General features: G+C 57.1%; 20 protein-coding genes and 1 tRNA gene. 7 read left to right on the plus strand and 14 right to left on the minus strand.

Annotated elements, in window-relative coordinates; translation table 11 throughout:
* Positions 1–14: 14 nt before the first annotated feature.
* The 3 genes from hisN (at position 15) to G7Y41_RS06630 (ending at position 5,606) form a co-directional block, all read left to right on the plus strand.
* Entirely contained in the window at positions 15–815 is an 801-nt protein-coding gene (hisN, locus tag G7Y41_RS06620; RefSeq protein ID WP_165316023.1) for a histidinol-phosphatase, read from the plus strand.
* A gap of 79 nt (positions 816–894) precedes the next feature.
* On the plus strand, positions 895–2,358 hold the full coding sequence (locus G7Y41_RS06625; protein ID WP_165316022.1) for an exonuclease SbcCD subunit D: 1,464 nt from the start codon (positions 895–897) through the stop codon (positions 2,356–2,358).
* Positions 2,355–5,606 carry an AAA family ATPase gene (locus tag G7Y41_RS06630; protein WP_165316021.1) on the plus strand — a complete coding sequence of 1,084 codons (3,252 nt, stop codon included), beginning with the start codon at positions 2,355–2,357 and terminating at the stop codon, positions 5,604–5,606. Before G7Y41_RS06625 ends, G7Y41_RS06630 begins: the two co-directional genes overlap by 4 nt.
* Here the strand turns inward: G7Y41_RS06630 and G7Y41_RS06635 are convergent.
* Genes G7Y41_RS06635 through G7Y41_RS06645 form a run of 3 tightly spaced genes read right to left on the minus strand, consistent with a single transcriptional unit; the run spans position 5,554 to position 8,096 of the window.
* Positions 5,554–6,051: a DUF6912 family protein gene (locus G7Y41_RS06635; protein WP_165316020.1), complete on the minus strand. Its 498-nt coding sequence runs from the start codon at positions 6,049–6,051 to the stop codon at positions 5,554–5,556. The genes G7Y41_RS06630 and G7Y41_RS06635 overlap by 53 nt on opposite strands.
* A gap of 12 nt (positions 6,052–6,063) precedes the next feature.
* Positions 6,064–7,458, minus strand: a complete 1,395-nt coding sequence (locus tag G7Y41_RS06640; protein ID WP_165316019.1) for a CpaE/TadZ family protein — start codon at positions 7,456–7,458, stop codon at positions 6,064–6,066.
* Positions 7,455–8,096 carry an SAF domain-containing protein gene (locus G7Y41_RS06645; RefSeq protein WP_165316018.1) on the minus strand — a complete coding sequence of 214 codons (642 nt, stop codon included), beginning with the start codon at positions 8,094–8,096 and terminating at the stop codon, positions 7,455–7,457. The genes G7Y41_RS06640 and G7Y41_RS06645 overlap by 4 nt, the downstream gene beginning before the upstream one ends.
* Before the next feature lie 198 nt (positions 8,097–8,294).
* Between G7Y41_RS06645 and G7Y41_RS06650 the strand changes: the two genes are divergently transcribed.
* Positions 8,295–8,495: a helix-turn-helix domain-containing protein gene (locus tag G7Y41_RS06650; protein WP_165215983.1), complete on the plus strand. Its 201-nt coding sequence runs from the start codon at positions 8,295–8,297 to the stop codon at positions 8,493–8,495.
* 83 nt (positions 8,496–8,578) lie between these two features.
* Here the strand turns inward: G7Y41_RS06650 and G7Y41_RS06655 are convergent, their stop codons facing one another.
* Together G7Y41_RS06655 and G7Y41_RS06660 are read right to left on the minus strand one after the other, a co-directional pair.
* Positions 8,579–9,166, minus strand: a complete 588-nt coding sequence (locus G7Y41_RS06655) for a hypothetical protein (protein ID WP_165316017.1) — start codon at positions 9,164–9,166, stop codon at positions 8,579–8,581.
* Between the two features lie 41 nt (positions 9,167–9,207).
* Complete coding sequence (locus tag G7Y41_RS06660; RefSeq protein ID WP_165316016.1) at positions 9,208–9,516, minus strand: hypothetical protein; 309 nt, start codon at positions 9,514–9,516, stop codon at positions 9,208–9,210.
* 76 nt (positions 9,517–9,592) lie between these two features.
* Here G7Y41_RS06660 and G7Y41_RS10085 point away from each other — a divergent pair, with 76 nt between their 5' ends.
* Positions 9,593–10,447 (plus strand): LysM peptidoglycan-binding domain-containing protein, encoded by an 855-nt coding sequence (locus G7Y41_RS10085; RefSeq protein WP_442984202.1) that lies wholly within the window; start codon positions 9,593–9,595, stop codon positions 10,445–10,447.
* 47 nt (positions 10,448–10,494) lie between these two features.
* Positions 10,495–11,187, plus strand: a complete 693-nt coding sequence (locus tag G7Y41_RS06670; protein WP_165316015.1) for an Rv3235 family protein — start codon at positions 10,495–10,497, stop codon at positions 11,185–11,187.
* A 333-nt stretch (positions 11,188–11,520) separates the two neighbouring features.
* Here G7Y41_RS06670 and G7Y41_RS06675 read toward each other — a convergent pair whose 3' ends face one another.
* From G7Y41_RS06675 to G7Y41_RS06710, 8 genes are all read right to left on the minus strand, one after another.
* A complete protein-coding gene (locus G7Y41_RS06675; RefSeq protein ID WP_165316014.1) occupies positions 11,521–12,039 on the minus strand; it encodes a hypothetical protein in 519 nt (172 codons plus the stop codon).
* A 792-nt stretch (positions 12,040–12,831) separates the two neighbouring features.
* A complete protein-coding gene (locus tag G7Y41_RS06680; protein WP_165316013.1) occupies positions 12,832–13,761 on the minus strand; it encodes a class C sortase in 930 nt (309 codons plus the stop codon).
* A gap of 73 nt (positions 13,762–13,834) precedes the next feature.
* Positions 13,835–15,265 (minus strand): SpaH/EbpB family LPXTG-anchored major pilin, encoded by a 1,431-nt coding sequence (locus G7Y41_RS06685; RefSeq protein WP_165316012.1) that lies wholly within the window; start codon positions 15,263–15,265, stop codon positions 13,835–13,837.
* 42 nt (positions 15,266–15,307) lie between these two features.
* The gene (locus tag G7Y41_RS06690; RefSeq protein WP_165316011.1) at positions 15,308–18,094 is read right to left on the minus strand and encodes an MSCRAMM family protein; all 2,787 of its coding nucleotides are present in this window, start codon (positions 18,092–18,094) and stop codon (positions 15,308–15,310) included.
* A gap of 1,160 nt (positions 18,095–19,254) precedes the next feature.
* The gene (locus G7Y41_RS06695; protein ID WP_231367261.1) at positions 19,255–19,350 is read right to left on the minus strand and encodes a type II toxin-antitoxin system RelE family toxin; all 96 of its coding nucleotides are present in this window, start codon (positions 19,348–19,350) and stop codon (positions 19,255–19,257) included.
* Complete coding sequence (locus G7Y41_RS06700) at positions 19,347–19,607, minus strand: type II toxin-antitoxin system Phd/YefM family antitoxin (RefSeq protein WP_231367262.1); 261 nt, start codon at positions 19,605–19,607, stop codon at positions 19,347–19,349. Before G7Y41_RS06700 ends, G7Y41_RS06695 begins: the two co-directional genes overlap by 4 nt.
* 168 nt (positions 19,608–19,775) lie before the next feature.
* A tRNA-Met gene (locus G7Y41_RS06705) sits at positions 19,776–19,849 on the minus strand.
* A gap of 251 nt (positions 19,850–20,100) precedes the next feature.
* Positions 20,101–23,166 carry a UPF0182 family membrane protein gene (locus G7Y41_RS06710; RefSeq protein WP_165316045.1) on the minus strand — a complete coding sequence of 1,022 codons (3,066 nt, stop codon included), beginning with the start codon at positions 23,164–23,166 and terminating at the stop codon, positions 20,101–20,103.
* Positions 23,167–23,344: 178 nt separating this feature from the next.
* Here G7Y41_RS06710 and G7Y41_RS06715 point away from each other — a divergent pair, with 178 nt between their 5' ends.
* Positions 23,345–23,905 (plus strand): PPA1309 family protein, encoded by a 561-nt coding sequence (locus G7Y41_RS06715; protein WP_165217680.1) that lies wholly within the window; start codon positions 23,345–23,347, stop codon positions 23,903–23,905.
* Positions 23,906–23,968: 63 nt separating this feature from the next.
* On the opposite strand, the gene G7Y41_RS06720 is transcribed toward G7Y41_RS06715, so the two are convergent.
* A complete protein-coding gene (locus G7Y41_RS06720; protein WP_231367263.1) occupies positions 23,969–25,201 on the minus strand; it encodes a YlbL family protein in 1,233 nt (410 codons plus the stop codon).
* Positions 25,202–25,321: the final 120 nt, after the last annotated feature.

Genomic DNA, 25,321 nt, shown 5'->3' on the forward strand with positions numbered 1-25,321 from the left:
GCTACAGTGATCTCATGGTTGACTCAACGCGTTACAACGATGATCTGCGTTTGGCTCATGTCCTTGCCGATCAAGCCGATGCGATATCCACAGCGCGTTTCGGCGCCCAGGATTTGCTTGTCGAATCCAAGCCAGATTTCACCCCGGTCACTGACGCAGATCGCGCGGTCGAAAAGTCGATTCGTTCTCAGCTGTCTCACATTCGCTCACGCGACTGCGTGTACGGGGAAGAATTCGGATCGGAAGGCTATTCGAATCGTCAGTGGGTCATTGACCCTATCGACGGGACCAAGAATTTCGTTCGAGGCGTCCCGGTGTGGGCAACGCTCATCGCACTTGTCGAGGACGGGGAAGTCGTTGTCGGCGTTGTCTCTGCTCCTTTGCTCAAGCGACGCTGGTGGGCGGCGCGCGGTCAGGGAGCGTGGACGGGAACCTCGCTCTTTCGGGGGCGACAAATTCACGTGTCACAGGTGTCGCATCTTGACGATGCCTCCCTGTCGTATTCATCCCTCGATGGATGGCTGGCCAAAGACCGAGGGGCGGAGTTCCTTCAGTTGCAGTCGCGTTGCTGGCGTTCGCGTGCCTACGGTGATTTCTGGAGTTACATGCTTGTTGCCGAGGGCGCCGTTGACATTGCCTGCGAGCCTGAACTTGAGCTTTACGACATGGCGGCACTTGTTCCAATCGTGACCGAGGCCGGTGGGCGTTTCACGTCGCTGACCGGCGCCGATGGCCCCTGGGGTGGTCATGCTGTGGCAACAAATGGTGTGCTTCATGATGAGATCATTGAGCTGCTGCACTGGCCCGAAGACTAAACATCCGGGTGGCTGAGTCCTCGTTCGGCGCGACGCGCGGGCGGACGCAAATGCATGCGGTGTCGTGCACACTCTATACATGATCATTCTTCACACCTCGGATTGGCATCTGGGCCGCACCCTCCACGGTGCGGACCTCGGTGAGGCTGCCGACGCATTCCTTGACTGGTTGTGTCATGTTGTTGATGAACGCCGTGTCGATGCAGTACTCATCAGCGGTGATATTTTTGATCGTGCTGTTCCCCCGATTTCCGCGATTCGCCGATTTTCTCGCGTCATTTCTCGCCTGAGCTCACAAACGAAAGTGATCATCACCTCGGGTAATCACGACGGTCCCATCCGACTGGGAATGACTGCTTCCATTCTCAACCCCTCGGTTGTTCTCGCAACAGATCCCCTGTCAGTGGGCACAGCAATCCCCGTTCAGCCGGTTTCGTTGCCCTCACCTGAGGAACCAGACATTAACGAGGGCGACGCAGGCGACACAGGCGTAGGCGTTCTCGTCTATCCGATCCCCTATCTTGAACCCGATCTCGTCCGCTATCAGCTTGCCGAGATGAACTCCTCAGATGCACATCTCGGAGCCGATGGTGAGGAATATCGGGATGATTCTTTCGTGGCGGATAATCAGCCGCGCCCACTTGCTCGCTCACACGAGGCCGTTGTCGCTGCTGCGTTGAGGCGAATCGGAGACGATCTTCGTCGCCATCGCTCCCGCGGGGATCATCGTCCAGCAATCGCAATGGTTCATGCGTTTATTTCCGGGGCTTTGCCGTCAGACTCTGAACGCGATATCACCGTCGGTGGTGTTCCTTCTGTTCCAGCACACATCTTCGCTTCCCTCGGTGAAAGTTCAACCGACGCGTCATCATCAGAATCCCCCTCGGATCGAGACCGGGCGGTTGAGCTCGACCTCGCCCCCATCAACGCATCATCGTCGTCTTGTGACACAGATGCCGGAGAGGAGCCGCTTGACTCCTCGCCGACGGGTCGTGAACGTTGCGCGGTTGGTCTGACATATGTTGCCGCTGGGCATTTGCATCGCCCGCAGCTTGTCACCTCATCCCCGGTCCCCATTCGGTATTCCGGCTCACCCATTGCCTATTCTTTTTCCGAGGCAGGGGCAGACAAATCCGTCACCCTCGTCCATATTGAAGGCGATGGGACCTGCGAATGGGAGGCACTCCCCATCCCCGTTCATCGACCAATTCGCGTGATCTGTGGAACTTTCAACGACCTCATCGCCGGTGCTCCACACGATGCCGCCGATGCGTACTATTCGGTCACTGTGACCGACCCGTATCGTCCCGAGCGTCTTGTTCCCCGGATCAGGGAGATCTACCCTCACGCCCTCGTCATCCACCATGATCCAGAGAAGACACCGGAACACGATCCACGCGTCCTCGCTCAGATTCCCCATCGTCACCCAGCGGATGTCACACGCGATTTCTTCACTGCCGTTGGGGGACGTCAACTCACCCACGAGGAGCGTTCTGTGATCGATGACGTGTGGACTCAGATACGAACGGAGCACTCAGCATGAGACTTCTTGACCTGAAATTACGCGGAATCGGGCCGTTCTCCGGCGAGGAACACATCGACTTCACTGCATTTGAGGAGTCCGGATTATTTCTTCTTGAAGGACCAACCGGTGCAGGAAAGTCCACGCTCATTGATGCCATCGTATTCGCGTTATACGGCGATGTTGCCCGCGCAAAGGATGCCTCAAAAGACCGTTTGCGCTCGAAGTATCTCTCCGATTCAGATCCGGCGGAAGTCATCGTTGTTTTCGAGGTTCCCTCCGGCATCTACCGGGTGAGTCGAACACCCTCCTACACGCCATCTGGACGCAAGAGTCCGCGGAATTCTCAAGCAACACTCGTGTCCGTTTGCGAGGATTCCAAAGATGCCTCAGGGTATCGAACGGTCGAGGCGATTGCTTCCGGCCCATCGAAAGTTGGCCCGGAAATTGAAACACTCATCGGACTGAAGAAAGACCAGTTCCTTCAGACCGTTGTTCTCCCCCAGGGGAAGTTTGCTGAGTTCCTCACCTCCTCCTCTGACCAGCGGGAACAGGTGCTACGCGATATTTTCAACACTCACGTTTTTGCAGACTTCCAAAAAGCCCTGGCAAAGCGTGCCGCCGAGTCACGCGGCAATGTTTCCTCGGCGCAAGCGCAGGTTGTCTCAGCTTTCGATGTGCTCCTGGCAATGTCACCTCCGACTCCCGTGACCCAAGGTCCAGCCAGTCCCCACAGCGCCTCATCAGACACCGATGCCCCCACTTCTGATGATTCACCCGTGGATTCTGGTGGCTCCGCCGACGAGCGCTCCCCCTCGGATCCGGCCTCAGACGCTGATGGACGTTCCTCCTCGGATCCGGCCTCACACGCCGATGAGCATTCCCTGGGCGATGGCGACGCAGTCAATCCTCTCGCCGCCGATCCCGAAGATGCCATCCTTTTCGCACGGGCCCGCGGCGACGAGGCTCGTCAAGCTCTCTCGGTGGCTCACACAGCGCTGGACCAAGCGAAAATCATCGCACGCGAAGACGAACAACGCCTAGCTCAGGGACGCGCCGACGCGGACGCTCTTGCCGAATACCATCGACTCACGTCCCAGCGTTGCGCTCTTCTTGAGCGTTCTGAGGATATTGATCGTCTTCGGCGCTCCGTCGCTGATGGGATCCGGGCTAGTGCCGTCCGACCGCTGATCCGAGGCGAACGCTCAGCCTCGTCTGCTCTGGATGTCGCGACACATGCGTTAGAACACGCGCGCCTCGCAGTCATCAACGCTGCCGATTCTCCTCAAGAGCATGTCAACGAGGGCGGTCCTCTGTCGTCACCATTAACGCAGGTCAGCGATGCACCAACTGTCCTCAGTTTCGCGCAGGCGCGTCGCGACGGCCTTCTTGCCCGTCGTTCCCAGATCGCAGCGCTCCTCGATATCGAACGCGAGCTGCCCGCGAAAATTGACGCCCTCAACGACCTGAAAGAAAGTGCGCGTACCGCCCAGGAACATGCCGATTCCCTCACGCAACAGCTTGAATCCCTTCCCCACACAATCGCCAGCTTGACCCAGCAGGTCGAGGCCCTGCGCAGCGAATGCGCTCCATTGGATGCATTGGTTCTTCAACGTGAAGATACAGAGTCGAAGCTGTCGCTCGCACGGCAGGCCGATAGCCTTGAGACCGCCATCGCCGATGCTACCGAACGCGCGAAACAGGCGGCAGCCGCATTGAGTAACGCCAACTCAGCTGCCCACGAAGCACATGATCTGTGGTTGAGACACACTGCGGGCTCACTCGTCTCCAGCCTCGAAGATGGTGTTCCCTGCCCGGTGTGTGGCTCACCTGAACATCCTCACCCGGCACCACTGTCCCAACAGGGCATGACGCGCGAGGACGTCGCAGCGCTTGACGCCAGCCGAGATCAGGCAGAACGCGATTTCGCCGATGCTCAGCTTCACCTGTCCGAAGTGTCACTGCGTCGTGCGTCCTTGAGGGAACAGGCCGGAGATCACGCTGACGCTTTGGTCACGCGCCTGAGCGAACTCAATGAACGCATCGACACCCTCACAGCGATTCGGGATTCCATCGATCCGCTCCGTCACACCATCGACAATCATCGCGGAACGCTAGAAGCGGGCACCGCTGAACTCACGCAGCTCACAGCTGACATTGCCGCAGCCACAGCCGGTATCTCCCGTGATGACAAAGCCATTGCAGGCGACATAGCAGCGTTGACCAAGGCTCGTGGAGATGCTCCGTCAATCACCGCTATCGACACCGATCTTGCGGAGCAATCCGACAGGTTGACGGCTGTGATCGACGCAATTGTGACCTGGCGAGAGGCCTGTGAACGCCATGAAGACGCAGCACTTCAGCGAAACAGTGTGCTCGCAGAACACGGATTTGACCCCAGCGACAACGGCGCCCAAGAAGCCACGGAGCTTTTCCTTGATTCAGATACGCTCACCGCGTATCAACACGACGTCGACAAGCACGACCGGGCGTTACACTCGCTGACACAAACACTTGCTTCCGAGACGATGCAGCGAGCCGCAACGCTGACTCCACCAGATTGTGACGCCCTGAGTGCTCGGGCGCAGCTTTCCGCACGCAGACGCGATGAGGCATTCCAGAGAGTCGGTGCTCTCGAACAATTCCTCGACGACTATCACCGTCAGTTCGAGCGTTTCACCCGTACCCTTGATTCGCTCGCGGCGGCGCGTTCCGCTGCCGGTCCCGTGCGTCGACTCTCAGAACTTGCGAACGCAAGCTCCCCGGAAAATCTCCAGAACACACCGCTGGGAGCGTGGGTGTTAATCTCGCGTCTCGACGATGTTCTTGCCGCAGCAAATCCCCGCCTGGCAACAATTTCTTCGGGTCGCTACGAGTTAGTGTCCGTTCCAGATGACGACACTCAATCCCGTCGGTCAGGACTTGGGCTGCGCATCATCGACCACAACACCGACGCCATCCGCTCAACTCGAACGCTCTCCGGTGGCGAAACTTTCTATACGTCCCTCGCTCTTGCCCTCGGCCTGGCCGATGTGGTCACCGCCGAAGCAGGGGGAATCGAGCTACGCACCATGTTCATTGATGAAGGATTCGGATCCTTGGACTCTCAGACCCTTGAACTTGTCATGGCGCAGCTGCATGACCTACGAGATTCTGGGCGAACCGTCGGAGTCATCAGCCATGTCGAAGACATGGCACAGCAAATCTCCGATCAGATCAACGTTCGTCCCCGAGCGGAAGGGGGGTCTCATCTGAGCGTGAGAATCTAGCAATCAACGCCGGTCGTTCTGTTGCGTCATGCCACAGCAGCGAACGCTCCCACAGCAGTGCAATCGCCTCATCAGCTTCCACCTGTGTCTGAGCACCGATGCATGCCTCGACGTTGGATGCAGCTTCGTCCTCGTCAACAAAGAATGCGACAACGTCTCTCCAGGTTAGGGGCCCGGGCTGGACGCAGCAGATCCCCGACGCGGATTCACCGATGGGAGTGGCCGTTGACGTGTCAACGGCGAGCACTAGGCGCACGGGGGCGTTCTCGGGGTGATCTCGCAGCAACAGCAAAGACCCTAACGCGGCCTCCGTCTGCGCATCATCTTCAAGAAGTTCGATGCCCTCGGCATCGGTTCCTGCGGGAGGATCTGCAACCCACCCTTTCTCAGAGGGAGGCTCAGGGGCCCTCAGCTGCGAAGACACAGCGGGAATATAGACACGCATGACAGTAGTGTTTCACATTCGTCCCCGTCCGCGGCGACGTTTTCGCCCAACCGACCGGACGGACCGCAGCTGCACCGCCCCAGCAAGATCGTGTATCGCTTGCGCACTCGGACTGAGGGGATGGGTATCAATCACCGTGGAGGCGTGAAGGAGACTGCGGGGAACTGACTCGTCTTCGGGGACAATGAAGATGCGTTTCTGCCCAAGGATTGGCGAAAGCGCCGCCCGTAAAGCATTCACCGGATGAGGTCCGGTTGACGCCGGTGACACCCGGTTGACGATCACGTGCAGCGGCGCATCCACGTCCAATTCCTCCCACCACCGCAAGGCCCCAGCAAGCCGATTGATTCCCACAGCATCACCTTTGGCCACGCAGAGCACGCGGTCTGCTTGACGTAGAACCGCCGCAGCTACGTCGTCACGTTGTCCTCGTGACTGTGTCTCCTCCCCCACGGGGTCTAAGGAAACTGCTGCCAGATCGACAACAACACTGGGGAATAGCACACGCAGTTCTTCCATGAGCCGTTGTGCAACGAACTCGTCAATCTCGCGCCAGCGAAGAGGCGAAGTCAGGCCGGTGAGGACCGTCAACTGCTGTCCATAGGGCACGCTCAGTTCAGGCAGAGCATGCGCTAAGTCCGATCCTCGTGCAATCTGACGAGCGCACGCAGAAAGACCCGAATAATCCACCGGAATTCCCAGCATGTGCGCAACCGAGGGATTGTGCACATCCGCATCAACAAGGATGGTTTCTCGCTCGTGTGCCGATTCCATTGCAGTGTTGATCGCTATGGTTGAGCGGCCGGGTGCGCCGCTGGTTCCCCAAACAGCTGTGATGCCGGGCGCTGGGACCAGGCGTTGATGAGCACCCGGAATGAGAGTATCTGCCGGACTGAGAGCATCTGTGGGAGCAGTGAGTGCAGATTTTAACGAGAGTCCAGGTGAGATATCGCAGGATGTCATCGACTCTTTGTCAGGGAGCGTTTCGTGGTCAGACGGGTCCCGGTGCGGGTGGGAGTGCGTTGTGAGTATCTTCGATGCGGATGCCACAGCTCGGCGCCGAAATGCACGAATCGATTCGATGACCTGTTCGGGGTGAGCCGCTAGGGGTGCGACATCCGCCCCGACATAGCGACGATTGTGTTCCCCCAGTTCCTCAACGAGAACAACCACATTCGCTCCCCACTGTTGGAGGGAATTGACCAGACGCGTGTCAACTTCCGGGTTGTTCGCTTCGAGGATGACGACATCGGCTGTTTTCGCTTGGACAACGGCGCATAGTTCCGCAAGATCGGCGCATCGGCGGACCACGGTGAATTCTTCTGGCATCGCTGCGAGTTCCCGAACGATTGTTGCTTCCGTATCGTTCGTCGCGCATACAGCGATGAGGCTGGGCGGCTGTTTCACGATCCCACCGGCACGGCCGCTAAGTTACCGTTCCCCGCCATCGCGCGCAGAACCTGTGAAATGTCGGCTTTGGCAACGGCAATGTCAATGCGAGTGCCAGCTTGGGATGGCATTCGTGATCCGTCCTCAACTCGACCAACGAGAGTGACGTGTGATGCCACTCGTTGTGGTTGTGCTTCCCCGTCGTCAGAGGGTGGACCATGATAGGTGGACCCTGGGATGGACCATAGTTCAAGTTGTTGTCCGGTGTTGACTGAGGCAGGCAGTCCATCAATGACGGTGATGACGATTCGTCTGTGGTCTTCGTTGTGCTGCGTTGTCACGGACGAGCGCGCGAGCAGTTCACCTTTGCCCAACGAATGTTTGGCTATTGCCCCTGTTTTGAGTGTTCCTTCGCGCACATATGCGTTGCTGCCGGGCCGCACTTCGACGATCGTCGTGTTCTCCTCGTTGAGAACCTCTCCTTGAGCGATCGGTCGTGTTGTCTGAAATATCAGTTCTCCTGCCCGTGCTCGGGCGAGCAGCAGGGTAAAAACCGTGATCGATAAGGTAATCAGGAGGATTCCGCCAACCAGTCGAGGGTCCCGCCAAGCCGGGGGTGGTCCGGGGATCCGGACGCTTGTGTGTCGCTGTTTCATTTCTCCATCATGCCGTGATTTTCCTCGGCCCCGGAGTTATCCACAGGCTTGACTCGGTGCGGGAGTTCATGAGCGGAGGATCCCGCAGCTCTCTTGGAGCATTGGGGACAGAGTTGTCCAACACCTGACATTCGTTACCATATGCACTTTTCTGATAGTGAATGCACCGAAGTGGAACGATCGTGCATAATTGCTCTCATGGCACCACGATTTCTTACGCTGGCGGATGTCGCCGAAACTCTAAACCTGACAACGTCGGCAGCTCGTTCTCTTGTGACTTCCGGTGAACTTCCGGCAATTCAGGTTGGCGGCAAGCACGCGTGGCGCATCGAGGCAACGGTCCTTGAAAAATATATCGAGGATCAGTATCGCCTCACGCGTGAACGCCTCGGCAAGTAGATCCTCACCTGCCACTTGGGGCTAGGCTCAGCCACCTCACCTCGTCAGTCAGTAGCCCTCACCCTGACTCCTGCCGCCTGGGGCTACGCCGAGTCACGTAGCACCAAACGTCTGATGTCGTCGATCATTGCAGTTGCGATGGTGAGTGCGGGTTTCACCCGCGTTCCTTTCTCTCGAACCTCGATTCCCTCTTCCCGTGTCCACTGAATCAGGTCAATGTGATCGCGAAACACCCCGCAGATGTGTCCTCGAATTCGCGTCAGCCCAGCGTGCACGGTGACGCGAGCGCCCTCTCTTTCCCACTTTCTGAGAATGTGGTGTGGTGAGGCGCGTATCGCCCACGATTCCTCCCGTTGACGAGGGGCCGCAACTCCCAGAGGCCATGTGGCAGAGAGCTTGATCGTGGGAACGAGGACGAGTTCGCTTCCCGCCGCAGTTGACGATTCCACGAGGATCCACCGCTTCCCAACGTCAACGAGGATGCCGGTGAATTGGCAGCCATCGGTAATGAATCCTGAGATTTCACGCCCAACGGCCTGCGCGAGTCGCGCGTCCAAGGTCACGCCTATCCGTTCAACCTCAGCTAGTTCTGCGGAGCTATCGACGAGGGAACGCCGACTCAGCTCATCGAATTGCGCTGAGATGTCATTGAGAAGGGAATCGAGGTCCATCGTGACACATTCTCAGTAGCCTGATTCCCTGTCGAGTGATGTCACTGATCCTGTGAATACAGAATTTTCACTAATTGTGTTTTTCTTTGATATTTATTGAGAGTCCGTTTCTCTGATTCACGCCAACGCTTCTGCGCGGGCCCGATGAGAAGCATCGTGTGCATCTCGGCGATGCGCACCTGAGCGTACTTGCGCGCTCGTCCTCGTTCATGGTTAGACCCCGAAGAATTCCTTGTCACCCTATGTACCTGCTCGGCACGGACATCGTCCTCGCCAATAATGAAAACCCGCTTGCCACCTCGCTTGTGGACAATAAAAGTCTCTCTGATCAGCGTGATCGTGCAGGTCAATTAACTCCTTGTGGATAACTCTGCAGCGCCTGGACGAGTTGTTACAGTCTCGTCAAGATCAACGAAGGAGTTTGTCGTGATGCGTCAATCTGGGTGCACTGATACTCAAAAAGAGACTGCTTTATGGCTGTTTGCCATTCTTTGCACAATTCTCTTTTCCCTGTGTTCTCGTTCTCTCATCCCACTTGTCAGCTGGTATCGCATGGACATCGTTGTCGCACTAAGCCTCATGGCCGCATCAACCGGTGTGGTCCTCTGGAACCTTGGGTGGGTTGTTCTTGCGCGCCTCACCCATGTTCGATGGTTTCCTCAGCATCTGCGCCATCGGCTCCGCGAGCGAGTTGAGCGTTCGGGAACACGCCTTGCTCGACGTGTTCTTTTGCGTGCTAGTTCAAGCATCCTTGTGGGAACAAGTGCACTGTCCGGCATCGGTGTGGGTGCTGCCTTCGCTGCTTCTCCCGATGTCAACGACATGAGCCAGAGCACCCACGCGCTCCATGTTGATCCACGTTTCGAGGATTTGTCGTGGTCTGGTTCCGCTGACACCCTCGCTCACGCGACCCGCCGCTCCCTTGAGCAGGCACCTGATAACGCGCTGTCGCGTGATGCCACGGAATTAGGCGTTGCAACTGTAGCGCCCTGCACACCGACATCAACTACGCAGGTTAGTGGGCTAACTTCTCCGCCAAACACGCAGAGCATGTCGCCCAGAGAAAATGTTTATCAGCAGAACTTTATACAAACATACACGGTGAAGCCAGGTGACACGCTATCGTTAATCGCTCTGGGGTTGTTGAACAACCATCCCGGCGATGTTGCCGTGACACATGCATGGCAACGCATCTACGAATCGAACATCCAGACAATCGGCACCAACCCGAATGTGATCTTTCCGGGCCAAGTGCTTGTTATTCCGGAGGACCTCTCATGAACAATCATGGACAGTCACACATCGACACCACACAACACACTGACCTCATGCCCCCTTTAGCCCCTCATAGTCAGGAAACCATCATCACCGCATCAGTTTCAGCGCCGGAAACTCCGGCGCACACGCCCAGTCAACACGTGCCCGAACAGACACCGACGCAGGAGCTGTCAGCAACCGCAGCCGTCCAGGGCAGCCCAGTATCCATGCCAAGCACACCTGAATTCATTCACGTCGTACCAACCAAGGTCATTCACCCCAGCCCGCGCATCCCTATGACGCGCCGTTCGCCTCGCCGCGACGTCGATTATCCACGAAGGTATTTTCGTTGGGACCCAGAAATTGACCTCAGCCCGGTTGATCGCGCCGAACTATTAGCATGGTTGACGAGCAGTTACGAGCACGACCTTTTTGGCCAGAATGATCATGCGAAAGCCGGAATCTGGGCAGCAAACTTTTCGCGCGCAGTCATTGAGGTTACTCTCCGAGCACGACCCATCACACAACTTCAACGATGGATGGTTCCACCGCTCTACCTGGCGTTCAGTCACATGCCGCTGCCAGCGAAAAAGCCGCAAGGCCCGCAAATTTGTCGCCCGATCAACTGGTTGACACAAGAAACTCGCCCTGGAATTTACGAGGCCAACGCAATTATTGCCTCACCTCGGGAGAATCACGCTGTCGCCATTCGGATGGAGGCTTTTCGTGGGCGTTGGATCACAACTGCACTTGAATTCTCCTGATCCTTCTTCCCCTCCTCACACTGAGGAGTGAGGACCACACGGGGCTACATCGCAAGCCTCGCGTATGAAGGGGAGCGGATCCTGATTTTCTGGAATCCGCTCCCCTTCATCACGTGTTGCATGTTCAGCGAACTCAGCTTCACGTCGACACTGACACACACCAGGTACCCGCACGCTGACAACAGGCACACTTTTGAGGACGGGGGAAATCTCACCGCTAGCCAACTCTAGATTCACTGCGTCGTGCGACGCTCCCTACCCATCACAACGACCACACCAGTCATCAGGTATGACTATCCGGCAAGCAAGCACCACACACCTGGGCTTGACGAGCTAGCAGGCAACCTCAAGACCGAGGGCGGTCAGACCAACGAAAATAGTCAGACCAGGCTCAGGAGTATCGGAAAAATTCTCAGTGGAAAAGGAGCTTTTCCCCTCCACTTGTCGACGCATCCGGGTAAATAAAGCGCCTGCCGCGAAGACAGCGGCGTTGGTGATCAGGAATAGAACAATCGCAATGTGACCCACATTTTGCGTCACGGAAAATACCACAGGAACGACGATTGCTGCTATTACCCCAAGCCAGCATGTCACTTCAAGAACCCTGGAGAGGGCCTTTATTCGCGGAACGCTCGTAGCAAAAGTGAGCGCAAACACTTCTGCGAAAATTACCGGCACAAATAGAGCGCAAATGACTGCGATAGCTCCCCACAAATTCGGATACTGTAATTCATCCGGAAATACCAGAATCAAGTCGTGTACAACTACGAAAGCATAGGCACTCCAGAACAGTAATCCCAAAATAGAGATCACCAAGGCAACGCGGAACCAAAAAACTAGTCTCTTGCTCATGATTTCACCCCGTAATGTGTGGAGCCACAGTGCAGCAAGACGCCCACACTGCCGGAGCTGGCACGATCGACAGTGTGACACCGGGCCCCGGAAGGCTAGGTAGCTTTAACATTGCACGATTCTTCCTTGGTTGTAGCTAGACCTACGCTTTAGACTATATCAATCAGAGGCTTATTCGACAAGTGTTATTGGTAGGGTTTTTCGTTGACAGCCTTGACTGTATTGGTTGACCATGTGAAGTCGGTCCAGGTGACGGCTTGACTCGGTGCTGGCGGTGAGTTTGGTCGGCTTCTACTTCGCCTCGTGCGGCTTGTTGGTAGAGCTCGCGGATCTGAGTGTCGGTAGACACGAGGGTGATGATCTCACTGTCTGGACGCAGGTCGATCGTGTATTGGCAACTCCACCACATGCACGATTTGATCTGACGTAGAAACGGTTCGCCACGATGGACTGCGCAGCATTGCTCTGAGTTGAGAGTTCAATCCTTCGATTCGATTGCTCCTGGCAGGGATCAGACCACCAGCAGCGATGAGATGAGCATGTCACCCTTTGATCACGATGTTGTCTCACCAGGAAGACAACGCTCTTCGGCCCATCTTGTCGGGCAAAGCAAAGACCCCTGACCAGTATTTCACCTGATCAGGGGTTCTTTATGAAAGGTAGGGACTAGTCCCCCTCCCTACGCCATGCTCGGGCCGCCTCGTACAGAGCCGTGCTGTCGGAGAGATCAGAGTCTGCCTGGGCGTTCACGCCGAGCGAGTGCCCAAGTGTCCGAGTACGAGGGACGAGCCGTTACTCGCCCGCGCGATTGTCCTCAAGTTCAACCCCGGCGTCTTCTACGCGTTCGCCGACGTTGGCGGTGCGTTTATCGCGCCGGTAGATCACCGTTTCGCGCCCAAGATAGACCACGATCCCGACAAGCACCGCAATAGAGATGGGGATCCACCACGGGAATCGCGGTAGCTCGGAGTTTTGACCTGCCTTGTTGAGATCAGCTTGCGGGGTGGGGATAATTCGCTCACCAGTGACGAGGATACGATGGCTGTTGACACCAAGCGGCGTGCAGGTAATGAGAGTCGCCAGGTCCCGTCCGCGTTCCACGAGCACCTCTTCGGAGTCTTCAGGCTGCACCACTTTCATGGAGAAAACGCGGTAGGTCAGCACCTCGCCGAACACTTCGAGGGTAAAGGTATCGCCCTTCTTGACCTTGTCGAGATTGTTGAAGAGCGTGGATTCAGGTAGGCCACGGTGAGCGGTGATCACGGTTCGGGTGGAATCTCCCCCCACAGGCAGAGACGTTCCCTCGAGGTGGCCAGCCCCTATCAGCAGCGTTTGTTCACTGGTTCCGTGATAGATCGGCAGGTCTACGTCGATGGACGGGATACGGATCCTACCCATGAGCCCCGTATCTCCGGCCTTGAGCTGCTGATCGTAGGGTAAAACGTCGGGGTTCGCGTCGGTATCCACAACACCGGATCCCTGCGGGACGTGCTCATTGGATCCCAGCACGGCTCCGGAAGCGAGAAGATCGTTATACTTGCGTGCCTCTCTGATTTGGTCGATTCGGTCGGGCTCAACATGATCAACAAGGTGAGCGTAAGCATCGACCACCTGGGACTGGTTCCACTGGCTCTTCCACGAAGCAATCGTGGGGTAGAGAATGAGCCCAGTTCCGCCGAGGACGAGTAGCGCGACAACAAAAGCGCGAACAAGACGAGACATGAAAATCAGATCAGATCGATCAGAAAATGACAAAGTTGTGGGGGTGCCATGCACCCCCACAACTTAGGTGGTGTTAGTTCCGCTGACGCGAACGAGAGGACGTCACGTAAAGCGCGGCACCAGCAACAAGGAGAGCCACACCAGCCAGGGTCATCACCATTGTGCCGGCCGCACCGGTCAGGGGCAGGTCCGGACCGTTCTGCGGGGTGTTGCGCACCTCGTCGAGCGTGGCGTTATCAGCCACGTGGCCGGCGGTGATCTCAACTTGCTTCACCGTTTCGGAGAGGATGTAGCCGGCAGGAGCCTCCGTTTCCTTCAGACACAGCGTCTTCTTGGCATCCGCTTGAGCGGTGCCCTTGGTGAATGTGCCGAGGTAGATTCCGTTGAATGCAACGACACCATCAGCGCCCGAGGTAGCGGTCACGATCGCGTCGCCCGTCACTGCATTGCCATCGCACTGGAAGAGACCAAAGGTGGCGCCTGCCAGCGCCTTGCCAGTATTGTTCGAGTCAACCTTCTTGAACTTGTAGTCGCCGAAGTAGGGATCCTTGGTCGGGATGATCGGAGGCGTGTCGCCACCCGGATTCTGGTTCTCGAAGGGGTTGTACTCGTTGTCAATCGGCCATGCGCCGTTCTTGACGATACCGTTCTCCGGCATCGTCGTCACCGTGGTCTGGAGAACGAACTTCACGGTAGCACCTGCCGTAATTTGCTGGCGGGCAGCATCATTGACCGTAATTTTGACGTGCTTGGCGGGGGTGGTACCCGGCGTGACGGTAATATCCGTCACCTCCTGGTCGTTGATGAACACCTTGGCGGAACCGTTAACGTAGTCGAGGTAGCTCTCAAGTTGATCGACGATGCCGTATGCGCTCGGGTTGGCCGTGGTTGCCGTCGTGGTCATCGTCCACTCGAGGACGTCACCGACCTTGTGAGTGTTGGTGTCGTTCGTGACTTCCTTCGTACCCGGTGTCTTCACGACGTTCTTCGGGTAGACGTGAACATTGGTGATCCACTTGTTCTGGAAGGGCAACGGGATGGTGACGAAGAACGGGGCCGCCTTCGAGGTGATGGCGTGCGTGCCCGTGCCTGTCTCCTCCACGAGGTAGACGCCGATATCGAGACTGCTCGTGGTCACAGTACCGTTATCCGCCGTGGTCACCTTCTGTGCGGCACCGCGGGTAATGGTTTTCGCGTTAAGGGTCGAAATTTTCGCCCAATCTGCGTTCTTGTTCAGATCGATGCCCTCGACCTTCGTCACGGTAAATTCCACGCCGCCAAGCGGATCAGCCGGCGCCTGGGATGTCCCATCGGGGTTGAGGGCAGTAGTGCTACCAATTTCCTTGTGTTTGTGGATGGTGATGGTGCCCTGCGTAGTGGGCATGTTGCCCGGGCCGGTCGGGGTGTCAGCATTCGCCACACCCGCACCCAGCGTGAGGGCTGAAGCTACGGCAACAGCCATCGCCGCAAGAGCGCCCTGTCTCATCTTCTTCAGAAGCTGCACTCGAGTTCCTTTCGTGTTGTGGGCCTAACTCAAGCCCTGTGTTCAGTTGCGCTTGCGACGCTGTGCAAGCTGCATGAGCAGCGCGATCCCAAGGACTCCCACGCCCAGGAAGACGAAGAAGTCACGTCCGATTCCACCGCTCAGCGGGATCGAAGGTCCGGCCTGTTTGGTGTTGTAGATCGACTGCTTACGCTCAAATTTCACATCGAGATGTCCGGAGTCGATCGTGAAGGGCTTAGGGGTTGTATCGAGTACGTACCCTGCGGGAGCCTTCACTTCCTTCAACTCGTAATTTCCCAGCGGAAGGCCCGTAACGCGGATTACTCCGGCTCGGGAGTCTGTATCGTGCGAGGTGCCTTGGCAGGCAGCGTCGTCCACGGCGACGCAATCTGTAACCCGCCGCTCCTCTGTATTTTTGTTGTTTGTCAGAATCCACTCTGATCCAGACAGCAGCGGCTCGGTGCCAACATGATTTCCCTGATCCGCACGCTTTTCTAAGAGCAACGTGCCGGTGAGTGGCACGTTCTGCACCGCGTTATGCCGACCAAACTGGCCCACGACGGGCTGGCGGCCATCGAAGAGATGAACCTTCTTGACCTCTTGGGCAGGGGACGTCGTTGTAAAGGTATAGGTCTTTCCCGACCTTTGATATCCCTCTGGCGCGGTCTCTTCTCTCAGGGTGTAGTCACCGGGCGCAAGACCCGTAAGGAGGAACTTGCCCGCATCCGTATCTTTGTCGAGACCGCCAGTTGCGGTCGCATCAGAAATAACGAAGCTCTTCTCAGCATTCTGAGATCCGTCAAATGTGAAGGGGGCGCCATCTCGACGCGCTATCCGCCATGAGGAACCGCCAAGCAACTGACCGGTCTCATTCTCCTTGGCCCACTCCACTTTCCCGTCAGCTTTCGGCGTGTTCGTAAACGTACACACCACGTCGCCAGGCGTGCCGGTCACGGTGATTGACGCAGTCGCGCGTGAGCCATCAACCGTCACCTGAGGGGTGGAACCGTCCGTGCAGCTGAGGCTGACGGAGTAATCGGCTAGTGTAGCCTCTGGTCGAGTAATGGTCTCGGAAACAGTGACAGTGGTGCCCGCAAGAACGGGGATACGCTCCGTGCTGACTTCCTTCTGCGCGCCGCTCGTGGTTGCCTCTCTGGTGATAGTTGCGGTCCCGCTCACCTTAAATTGATCGTTAGTATTCGCACGGCCTTCAACAACTTTGCGCACAGTGACCGAAGGGACGAAAGCCTCACCTGCCATGTCGGTGATCTCTCCTACCCACGGATGCACCGTGTAATGGGTATCGCCTCTGAAGTCTAGACGTTTATCCCATTTCGCTAGCGGATATTCCCACACGGGCAAAGCATCACGCGTCCTGTAGTCTCCGAGATTATTGGGCATAGTCCCGATCCGGCTCACCGAACCATTCCCGTAACCATTCCCGGATATCGACAGGAACCGCGTGATGCTGTCAATTACCGCAAAATTCGCCGTTACCAGATTTCCCCCAGGACCAATGGACACACCTGCTGCCGGGCCCACGCCCGCGAAGTCCTCAGGTTTATCCTCGCCGGCGCGGATTTTCGCGCTCCTGAGAGGGTAGGAGTCGAGGGTGGTGCCATGTGCCCTATCGAGGGTTTCCTTCGTCACCACCTCAAAATTCACCTGATTAAAGCCGGGGTTTCCACTTCCGGGGATATTGGCGCGATGGTTAGTAAACCCCATCACGAGGTCGCCTGCCTCTGTAAACAGCATGTCACCGTCGTTGTTACCGATGTCGTTGCTACCGATGTTCGGCGAAAGCTGCGAATCGTAGACATCGCCGACTTTTTGGGGTCGATCCTGCTCCTGCGACGTCATCTTATAGACGTGTGCGACTAGGCGCCGTGCATTGGCCGGACCTTCTAAGTCCGTAACCGAAAGATAATAGGTGCCATCAGGAGCGACTTGTCCTCCGTTAAAGGTCAGCTCATTTACTGGGTGACCACCAGGTCGTTGCCTATAGGGGAATTCAAACTCGGCACCGAATTCCTCCCATGCGTCGGCCCCCGGCGCAAGACGGTAGACCTGGAACAGCGGAGCTTGTGAGGAACCCGCTCGCTCCTCATAGGGCGTACCACTCTGACCAACCTTTAAAGTCGCGTACCGGGTGCCATCCGCTCCTATGCCAAGAGCGTTGTAGCTCACCCCACGGGAGATGTAACAAAACTTGTCATCTTGGCGATTCGGACGATTGTCCCTGCACGGAAGATCGTTCTTCCCAAAGCGGAGCTCGCGTTTGGAACCCGAAGTCAGCGGGCCTGTCTTATTCTCTACACTCGGGAGATATGGCGGCAGCGGGGTGATGCCCCCCGTTGCGGGGTTGAACAAATACAGCTCACCCTTACTCGACAGCACCACAACGCCCTTGTTTTCCGCGCGTGCGTTTCGGAACGCGACCAAAGACGTCAGGGGCGAAAGCTCAAGTTCATCAAGGTCTTCCGCCTCGACATCGACAGCGGCATCTGGCGATGCTAGCTCAGAAGCCCCCCCCCCCCCGGAGGTTTCATCAGATTCTGGAGAGACAGAAGATCCGGCCTGCTCGAGATCTTCAGATCCCGGCGTGGCGCTAACGTCAGGGTCTGGATTTTCCTGATCCGGCGACGTGGAAAGATCGGGGGTGGTTACGGAAGAATTCTCAGCTTCGACGGCTTCGGATGCACCCTTGTCGTCGAGGGAACCCGCGGCCATTGCGACAGGAAGACAAGCAGACCATGCAAGAGCAAGCGACAACACCAGGACGAGTGTGGCGAAAATGCGCGCCTTGCGATCCTGAATAGATCTGTGCATGTGTCCCTCCCTGTCCAGGTGTTCGAGATCCTCTGCTTACTGACAAACAAACCAACCGGTAGATTAACTAGCGGATTTTCCATCGTCAAATCACCTCTTCACCCTCAATGCGACAGTGATGTCACTGAGTGGACACTGATCTTTGCACCGGAGATTCGGCCAAAAGGCACAGAATTACTGAGATTCATCAGATATTTTCGCCGCATTGACCACCATGTGACGAATCCTAATTTTTTTCCAACATGTAAGCCATCTCATAATGACGCTTTCGACGCAACAGCTCCGGGGTCCCACTCCCCGTAACCGCCCGTAACCACATCGCAGACTCTTGCACATCCGGGCACAATGCCACACGCAACACACGTGGTCATGCGAGAAAAGGTGCGCCACATCAACGTCGCCGAAAGAGGAATCTACCAGCTAAGTCCCGCAGACCCAGGGTGTTTCTCGCGGGCGGAACCGTGGACTAAACCCCCACATAAGCCCAGTTCACCAACAGAACCTGTCATAGTAGCCCTTTTTCTGACCCTTTGGATATTTTGGGCACGGAAGCTATGGGGATACCAAGACGGATGAGGGATCCAGCTTTGGGTTCTGAACACGTGTCCAGTCAGGTGTCCATTTTTACTAAACAAAGCCCGGTATCTCAGCGACTTCGCACACGAGCAAATACCACTTGTCGTTCGCGGCGTCGAATGGCAGTGCTGGCGATGTCATTCCACAACCTGGATTCCAGCACTCATCCACGTTGATGGGGCCACCGATACCGTTATCCGAACAGTATCCGGACTACATCTTGCCTACCCCCAAGAGTGCCTTGCCCTCTCTGGATCATCTCTGGCGCAGACGATCAAGACTCGCCACTCCAAGAGGGCGGATCCTACCTAAACCACGGATGTCCGAGCTGTGACGCCATCGCGGGAGCGTTCTTCCTGGATGAGGCCGTCACGGAAACTCTTGTCGACAACAAAGTGGGTGACCTGCCGTTAATCGCGACATTCAGGAGGCCGAATATCGAGTACATACTTCTCGCCGCCGATCAAGATCACTCGCACTGGTACGACGACTGATTGTTTAATCGTCTTTAAGTGACTCCGCCCGTTCTGCCCGCGACTGCCTCTCCGAGCTCACGAGACCATCGATGCGAGCGAGCACCCACGTCACCTTCGACGGTAGACCTCGCGGCGGTGACCGACGGCGAGCACGAGGACGACGAGCATCCCGTCGTCGATCTCATAGACGATCCGGTAGGTCATGCGAGCCCGAACTCCGCCTTGACCTCATCCCAGGGAACAGTTCCATTCTCAGTGATCTCGGCGCGGGCGGCCTCCGCGGCCTCGATGTCTGCGAGGTCCTGTGCCCTCTCCATCAGAAGTTCAAGGTCCTCCGCATCGATGACCGCAGCAACTCGATGTCCCCTGCGCGTGAGGAAGACCGGGGTGTGTCGCACACGGGCGTCGTTGATGACATCGGCGAGCCGGCTGCGCGCATCAGTGACGCTCACATCGTTCATAACTTCCATTATGAACAGAAGACGCGAAGATGTACATCGAGTGGGTGAGATCGTGGGTTATTGGGGCTTATTGGGCAATAGTGCCCCTTTTCTGGCCCCTTGGGCCATTTTGGGCAAAACTAAGCCCGGAACATCAGCGAGTTTTCGTTGATATTCCGGGCTTTCTCGTAGCGGGGGCCAGATTTGAACTGACGACCTCCGGGTTATGAGCCCGGCGAGCTACCGAACTGCTCCACCCCGCGTCGGTAAGACCAACATTAGCGATCCCACCCACGCATCTCAAACCCTCAGACGGTGACTTTCCTCTCCACAACTCAACTTTCCGCAGAATTTCGCCAAAATCTCCCCTCCTTCCAGTGCAGCAGAGGATGCACCGAGACCTATTGACCACATGACCCGTAAGCCCCCACCGAGGAAAAGACGCGCCCCGTCCTCGTTAATTTCTCAATGAACGAGGACGGGGCCGCACCTATGACGCGAAGACGCCACAAAACTAGCTGTCACCACCGGATGAGGCTGAGTCATCTTTCTTCTTCGACGAACTCGAACCTGACTCCGGGGTTCCAGACTCTGGAGTGCCGGCGGGCACCTGACCGAGTTCTTCCTGGGCCTTGAGCGCATCGGCGATCGCTTGATCAAGTTTCTCCTGGGCCTTCCCGTAGGCCGCCCAGTCGCCGGACACACGTGCGTCATTGCCTTCTTTGAGTGCCGCTGACGCATCCTGCAAAGCGGACGTCAGACGCTGCTGGGCGCTCTTCATTGCGGGCGGAGCACCATCTCCGGCGTCGGAACCCTCATCTTGTTCTTCTTCACCTGCGACTGTCGCAGCCGCATCGCCACCGAAGGTCTGGTTGAGGGATTCCTCAAGTGTCGGAGCGAATCCCACCTGGCTACCAAACGCAGTGAGAACGGAACGCAGCACCGGATACGAGGCATTACCTGTGCCCTGAACATACACGGGCTGCACGTAGAGCAACCCGCCGCCGACCGGCAAGGTCAGGAGGTTCCCGCGGATGACCGTTGAATCTGCCAGGTTCAGCAGGTTGAGTTGCGATGCGATTTTCTCATTTGAGTCGTAGGCGTTTTGCACCTGACCTGGGCCGGGAACTGTTGTCGAGGACGGCAATGCCAGCAGGCGGAGCTTGCCGTACCCCTCGCGGACCTTTCCGGCCTCGTTCCCCGTCTCGGAGTCGACCGCGAGGAAGCCAGCCATCGCCTCGCGCTTAGACTCACCACCGGGAACAAACACGGATGTTAGTGAGAATTCCGCGGATTCTTGCGTCGGCATCTGCATTGTCAGATAGTACGGAGGCTGCGCAACGGCTTTACGCGTCGTCACAGGGTTACCTTCCGCGTCCGTTGTCTGCGTGGTCGGTGCGGACACTGCTGTTGAGGTTTCCTCGGCGAGGCGCCACCGGTCACCACCGGCGTAGAAATCCGACGCATTCTTCACGTGGTAGCTGGTGAGCAGTTCACGTTGAACCTTGAAGAGGTCTTCCGGGTAGCGCAGGTGGCTCATGAGGTCACCGGAGATATTCGCAATCGGCTCAACCATGTTCGGGTAGATCTTCGTCCACGTGTTGAGGATCGGGTCATCCTGATCCCATGCGAAAAGACGCACTGACCCGTCGTAGGCGTCAACAATAGCCTTCACGGAGTTACGCATGTAGTTAATCGTGTTGGCCTGAACGAACTCACCGACCGTTGACGTCTGGGAGTCAACCGTTGTTTCCTCCAGCGAGGTGTGCTGCGAGTACGGGTACTTATCCGTTGTTGTATACGCATCAACAACCCACACGAGACGCTTAGGCGTTGACGGGTCACCATCCATGTCCACGACCGCCGGGTAGGCATCCTGTTCAAGGGTCAAGTAGGGCGCAACCTTTGCCACGCGCAGCAAGGGATCACGGTCGTAGAGGATCTGCGATGCCTCGTTGGTTTGCGAGGAGAAGAAAATGTCTGTCGAACCGAATTTGATCGAATAGATCAGCTTGTTCCAGACGTTACCGATCGACGGCCCGCCATTTCCGGAGAACGTTGTTGACACCTGGCCACCGGCGGCATTGTCATCCGGGTAGTCCAACTCTTGAGGATCCGCACCCTCGGGTGCGCCGACGATCGAGTACCTGGGGGCCTTCGGAGAGAAGTACACGCGTTCCTCATAGTCGCCCATCTCACCGACCGAGGGCACGGACTGCTCCCAGTAGGCGGGCAGGCCACCTGATGTCACGGTGTTGCCGTACGCCGCGACAACACCGTAGCCGTGGGTGTACACGGTGTGCATGTTGACCCAGCTGCGCTGCTCGGATGACAGACCTGAGAGGTTGAGTTCACGCACCGCAATCACGGTGTCGCGCTGCTCATCCCCAACCGTGTAGCGGTCAACGGACATGCCGGACTCGAAACCGTAGTAGGGGCGCGACTGCTGGAGCTGCTGCACGGTCTTCGTGATGACTTGGGGGTCAAGCAGACGGATTTGCGAGGTCGATTCCGAATCCTCACGCAGCTGGCCAGCCTGCGCTGTTGTCTCAGCGTCGTAGTTGGTGTATTCCAAGTCATCGAGACCATAGGCTGCAAGGGTGGCATCGATGTTGCGTTGAATGTATTCGGACTCCAAGGCACGCTCGTTCGGGTTAACGCGGAACTGCTGGATCAGTGCCGGGTATGCCTGACCAATGACGAGGGCAGAGAGAACTGTGACAACAACACCCACCGTTGGTAGACGCCATGTCCCACGGAAAGCCGCGATGACGAAAAGAACGGCAACGAAGACGGAGATGACCGCAAGGATCGAGTGAGCGGGCAGCGTTGAGTGGATGTCGGTGTACAGGGCACCGTCAACGTTTCCGCCGCGCTTGTTTAAGAGTGCGTAGCGTCCCAGCCAGTAGTTCACCCCGATGAGCAGTGAACCAACAGCCGCGAGAATACCTGTTTGCAGACGAGCCGGCTTGGATGCGTGAGGCCGAGGAACCAGTCGAATTGTTCCGTAGAGGTAGTGCACCACGATCGAGGCGACGAGGCAAATGCCGACCGTCGTGAGGAAGAAAGAGACGAGGATTTGCAGCGCCGGAAGAGTGAAAACGAAGAATGCCAGATCGAAGCCGAAATATGGATCCGCCTGACCGAAGGGCGACTGGTTGATGAATTGAAGGAGTTCCTGCCAGTGCTCAGCCAGGTTGGACCCGTTGATAAAACCGAGGAATAGGGCAACGCCCCAGAAAGCAATGCGACGCACCGGCTCGAAGGCTTGCTGATACTCTCGCAAGTTCGCTGACGCTGTGCCGCGGGTGGATGAATCGCGACGCTTGTACGCCCAGTTCATTGAGACCAGGGTGGACAGGGAAACGATGAGGAACCCAACGACGAACATCCCGATGTGGGCGCCCCACCGGGTGAGAATCACTCGGGTCGCTGACATCTGCTGGAACCACAGGATCTCGGTCCAGACGATTGAGGCGGCGTAGATCAATCCAACAACCACTGCAAGTGCGATGACTGTCACGACCAGCGGATTAAGACCACGCTTGCCGAAGCCACCGCCTTTGCCCTTCTTGGGCATGCGAGGTGGCCGGCGTCCTCCGGTGGTCCCGTCGTTGCCCTGGGGCTCAGAGTTTTGTTGAAAAATCGGGAAAGTGCTCACTGCGTCGTCCTCTCTTTTGACGAATGAGGTCCTAGGATTCTATCGAATGAAGCTGGGAGTGCTCGCTGTCAACAGACTTCATGAGAACATGGACCACATGGAAAGCTCAGACATGCCCACCCCGGAGCAGATCGCATTGGCGAACGTTGTTGTCGACATCGAACGCACTGCCGCGCGCGTTGGGTGGGACCACGCCCCTTCTCTGTACGCCCTCGTTCCCACGAGCGAGCTGCTCAACCAGCCGGGGCTTCCTCCTGACATTGCCCAGCAGATCACCGCGTCATGGGACGGCTCGGCCACGCACCTCTCAGCCATCATTCAGGAGGATCTGGGCGAGGACGACCTCGAGGAAGTTCTTGGTCATCTTGCCTGGCCACAGCAAGTCGCCGGAGCTGCCCTCACCGTTGAACGCCTCGTTGTTCCCCCCGAGGTCGAAGACGCTGCACCCGAAGATCCCGAGGAAGCACTGAAGTTTATTTCGACGCATCCGTCGCGCACGGATGTACGTCTGGCAGTCGGGGTGCTTCGCACCGGTGAGTCCTGGTGTGCTCTGCGCACCCGTGCCTTCGATTCCGATGACAAGGTTGGTCAAGGGTCCGCCCTCGTCCCCAATCTTGTCCAGGCGCTGGCTCTGTCCCTCCAACCCGAGGAAAAGTAGCCTCCCAGGTTGCGGATTGCCCGGGTTGTAGGTTGCCCAGGTTGCGGATTGCCGCTTCAGCTATCAGCCTGCCTGACAGGTCGGAAGCGACTGCGTTTTCCCCTCTTTGATTGCGTTCACGGCGTTGAGCGCATCCTCAAGGGTTGAAACTTTGACAACGTTCAGCCCCTCGGGGATATGACCAACCACCTCGTCACAGTTTGAGGCGGGTGCAAGGAACCACGTGGCGCCGTCGTTGACGGCTCCCCACATTTTCTGACGAATCCCCCCGATCGCCCCGACCTCGCCGTCGTAACTCATCGTGCCGGTTCCGGCAACCACCGCTCCGCCGGTCAAAGGTCCGGGGGTCAGTCGATCAATGATTCCCAGGCTGAACATCAGGCCGGCAGAGGGGCCACCGACCTGTTCAAGATTAAAGGTGATATTCACCGGAAGTTTCATCTTCGGAACAAGGTAAATCCCCAGTTTCGACCCTCGTTCATCCTCACCGGCTTTTCCCGTCACAATGTCCAGACTCTTCGTCTCACCGCTGCGCTCAACAGTGAGTGTGACCGTTGAATTCACAGGGATCTCACGCATGATGGCAAAAGGATCAGAAATGGACTCAATACTGTGGACAACACCGTCAGCGGTGGTGATCGATCGAAGAATATCCCCTTCGACAACCTTGCCTTTCGCATCCGCTCCCGGCACAACTCCCGCAACTGTCACCACCGCAGGAATCGACCACCCCAGCTGTTCGAGCGCCGCAACCTCCGACGTTGACTGAGAGGACTCCATCGCAGCTTTCGCTCTTTCCTCCACCTGCTTTTGCGTTGTCGTCGGCGCATAAACCTCAGAGTATTTGCGGATCTCATTACGAGAATCGAGCTTCGCTCCAATAAGTTCTGCAAGAGTCAACCGATGCCCCGGACCCCCCGATTCCGAAACGGTAACCATTCGTAGTTCGCCGTCACCTTTTTCATCGGTGTGATCCAGTGACACGGCTTTGTGTGTTGTCGGATCCGTTCCCGTGATGTTAATGAACGGCGACCCGTCTAAGGAGCCGATGACATTAAATGTCGGTCCCGGCATGTGGACAACGTAGGGCATCGGCACAATGAAAAGAACTGCCCCGGCAATCACCCCGACAAGAGTTCCAATCACGATCTTCACTCTCAAGAGGTGCCGAAACCTTCCCCTGGCCCGAGAAGCTGAGTTTTCACCCTCGTCCTCGTTCCCCGAAGAGGGAACACGAGAAGAAGAGACACCGGTGTGTGTCCCGCTGGCTTGCTGGTTACTGTCCTTATCACGCACCCACACATTCTGACCCGTCCCGAGGAGAATGAGCGAACCGAGCACCCATTTTCAGGGTTTTCCTGTTTTGCTCTCAGCGCACTCTCACGTTTCTTCACGACGACACCGATCGTTCCTCGC

The sequence above is a fragment of the Schaalia sp. ZJ405 genome, from assembly GCF_011038885.2.
Lineage (GTDB): Bacteria > Actinomycetota > Actinomycetes > Actinomycetales > Actinomycetaceae > Pauljensenia.

Excerpts from the sequence above, each read along its gene's own strand:
- G7Y41_RS06625 (WP_165316022.1), top strand. The coding sequence starts at position 895 with ATGATCATTCTTCACACCTCGGATTGGCATCTGGGCCGCACCCTCCAC.
- G7Y41_RS06645 (WP_165316018.1), bottom strand. The coding sequence starts at position 8,096 with ATGAAACAGCGACACACAAGCGTCCGGATCCCCGGACCACCCCCGGCT.
- G7Y41_RS06650 (WP_165215983.1), top strand. The coding sequence starts at position 8,295 with ATGGCACCACGATTTCTTACGCTGGCGGATGTCGCCGAAACTCTAAAC.
- G7Y41_RS06710 (WP_165316045.1), bottom strand. The coding sequence starts at position 23,166 with ATGCCCAAGAAGGGCAAAGGCGGTGGCTTCGGCAAGCGTGGTCTTAAT.
- G7Y41_RS06670 (WP_165316015.1), top strand. The coding sequence starts at position 10,495 with ATGCCCCCTTTAGCCCCTCATAGTCAGGAAACCATCATCACCGCATCA.
- G7Y41_RS06635 (WP_165316020.1), bottom strand. The coding sequence starts at position 6,051 with ATGCGTGTCTATATTCCCGCTGTGTCTTCGCAGCTGAGGGCCCCTGAG.
- G7Y41_RS06700 (WP_231367262.1), bottom strand. The coding sequence starts at position 19,607 with ATGAACGATGTGAGCGTCACTGATGCGCGCAGCCGGCTCGCCGATGTC.
- G7Y41_RS06630 (WP_165316021.1), top strand. The coding sequence starts at position 2,355 with ATGAGACTTCTTGACCTGAAATTACGCGGAATCGGGCCGTTCTCCGGC.
- G7Y41_RS06675 (WP_165316014.1), bottom strand. The coding sequence starts at position 12,039 with ATGAGCAAGAGACTAGTTTTTTGGTTCCGCGTTGCCTTGGTGATCTCT.
- G7Y41_RS06655 (WP_165316017.1), bottom strand. The coding sequence starts at position 9,166 with ATGGACCTCGATTCCCTTCTCAATGACATCTCAGCGCAATTCGATGAG.
- G7Y41_RS06690 (WP_165316011.1), bottom strand. The coding sequence starts at position 18,094 with ATGCACAGATCTATTCAGGATCGCAAGGCGCGCATTTTCGCCACACTC.
- G7Y41_RS06715 (WP_165217680.1), top strand. The coding sequence starts at position 23,345 with ATGGAAAGCTCAGACATGCCCACCCCGGAGCAGATCGCATTGGCGAAC.
- G7Y41_RS06695 (WP_231367261.1), bottom strand. The coding sequence starts at position 19,350 with ATGACCTACCGGATCGTCTATGAGATCGACGACGGGATGCTCGTCGTC.
- hisN (WP_165316023.1), top strand. The coding sequence starts at position 15 with ATGGTTGACTCAACGCGTTACAACGATGATCTGCGTTTGGCTCATGTC.
- G7Y41_RS06680 (WP_165316013.1), bottom strand. The coding sequence starts at position 13,761 with ATGTCTCGTCTTGTTCGCGCTTTTGTTGTCGCGCTACTCGTCCTCGGC.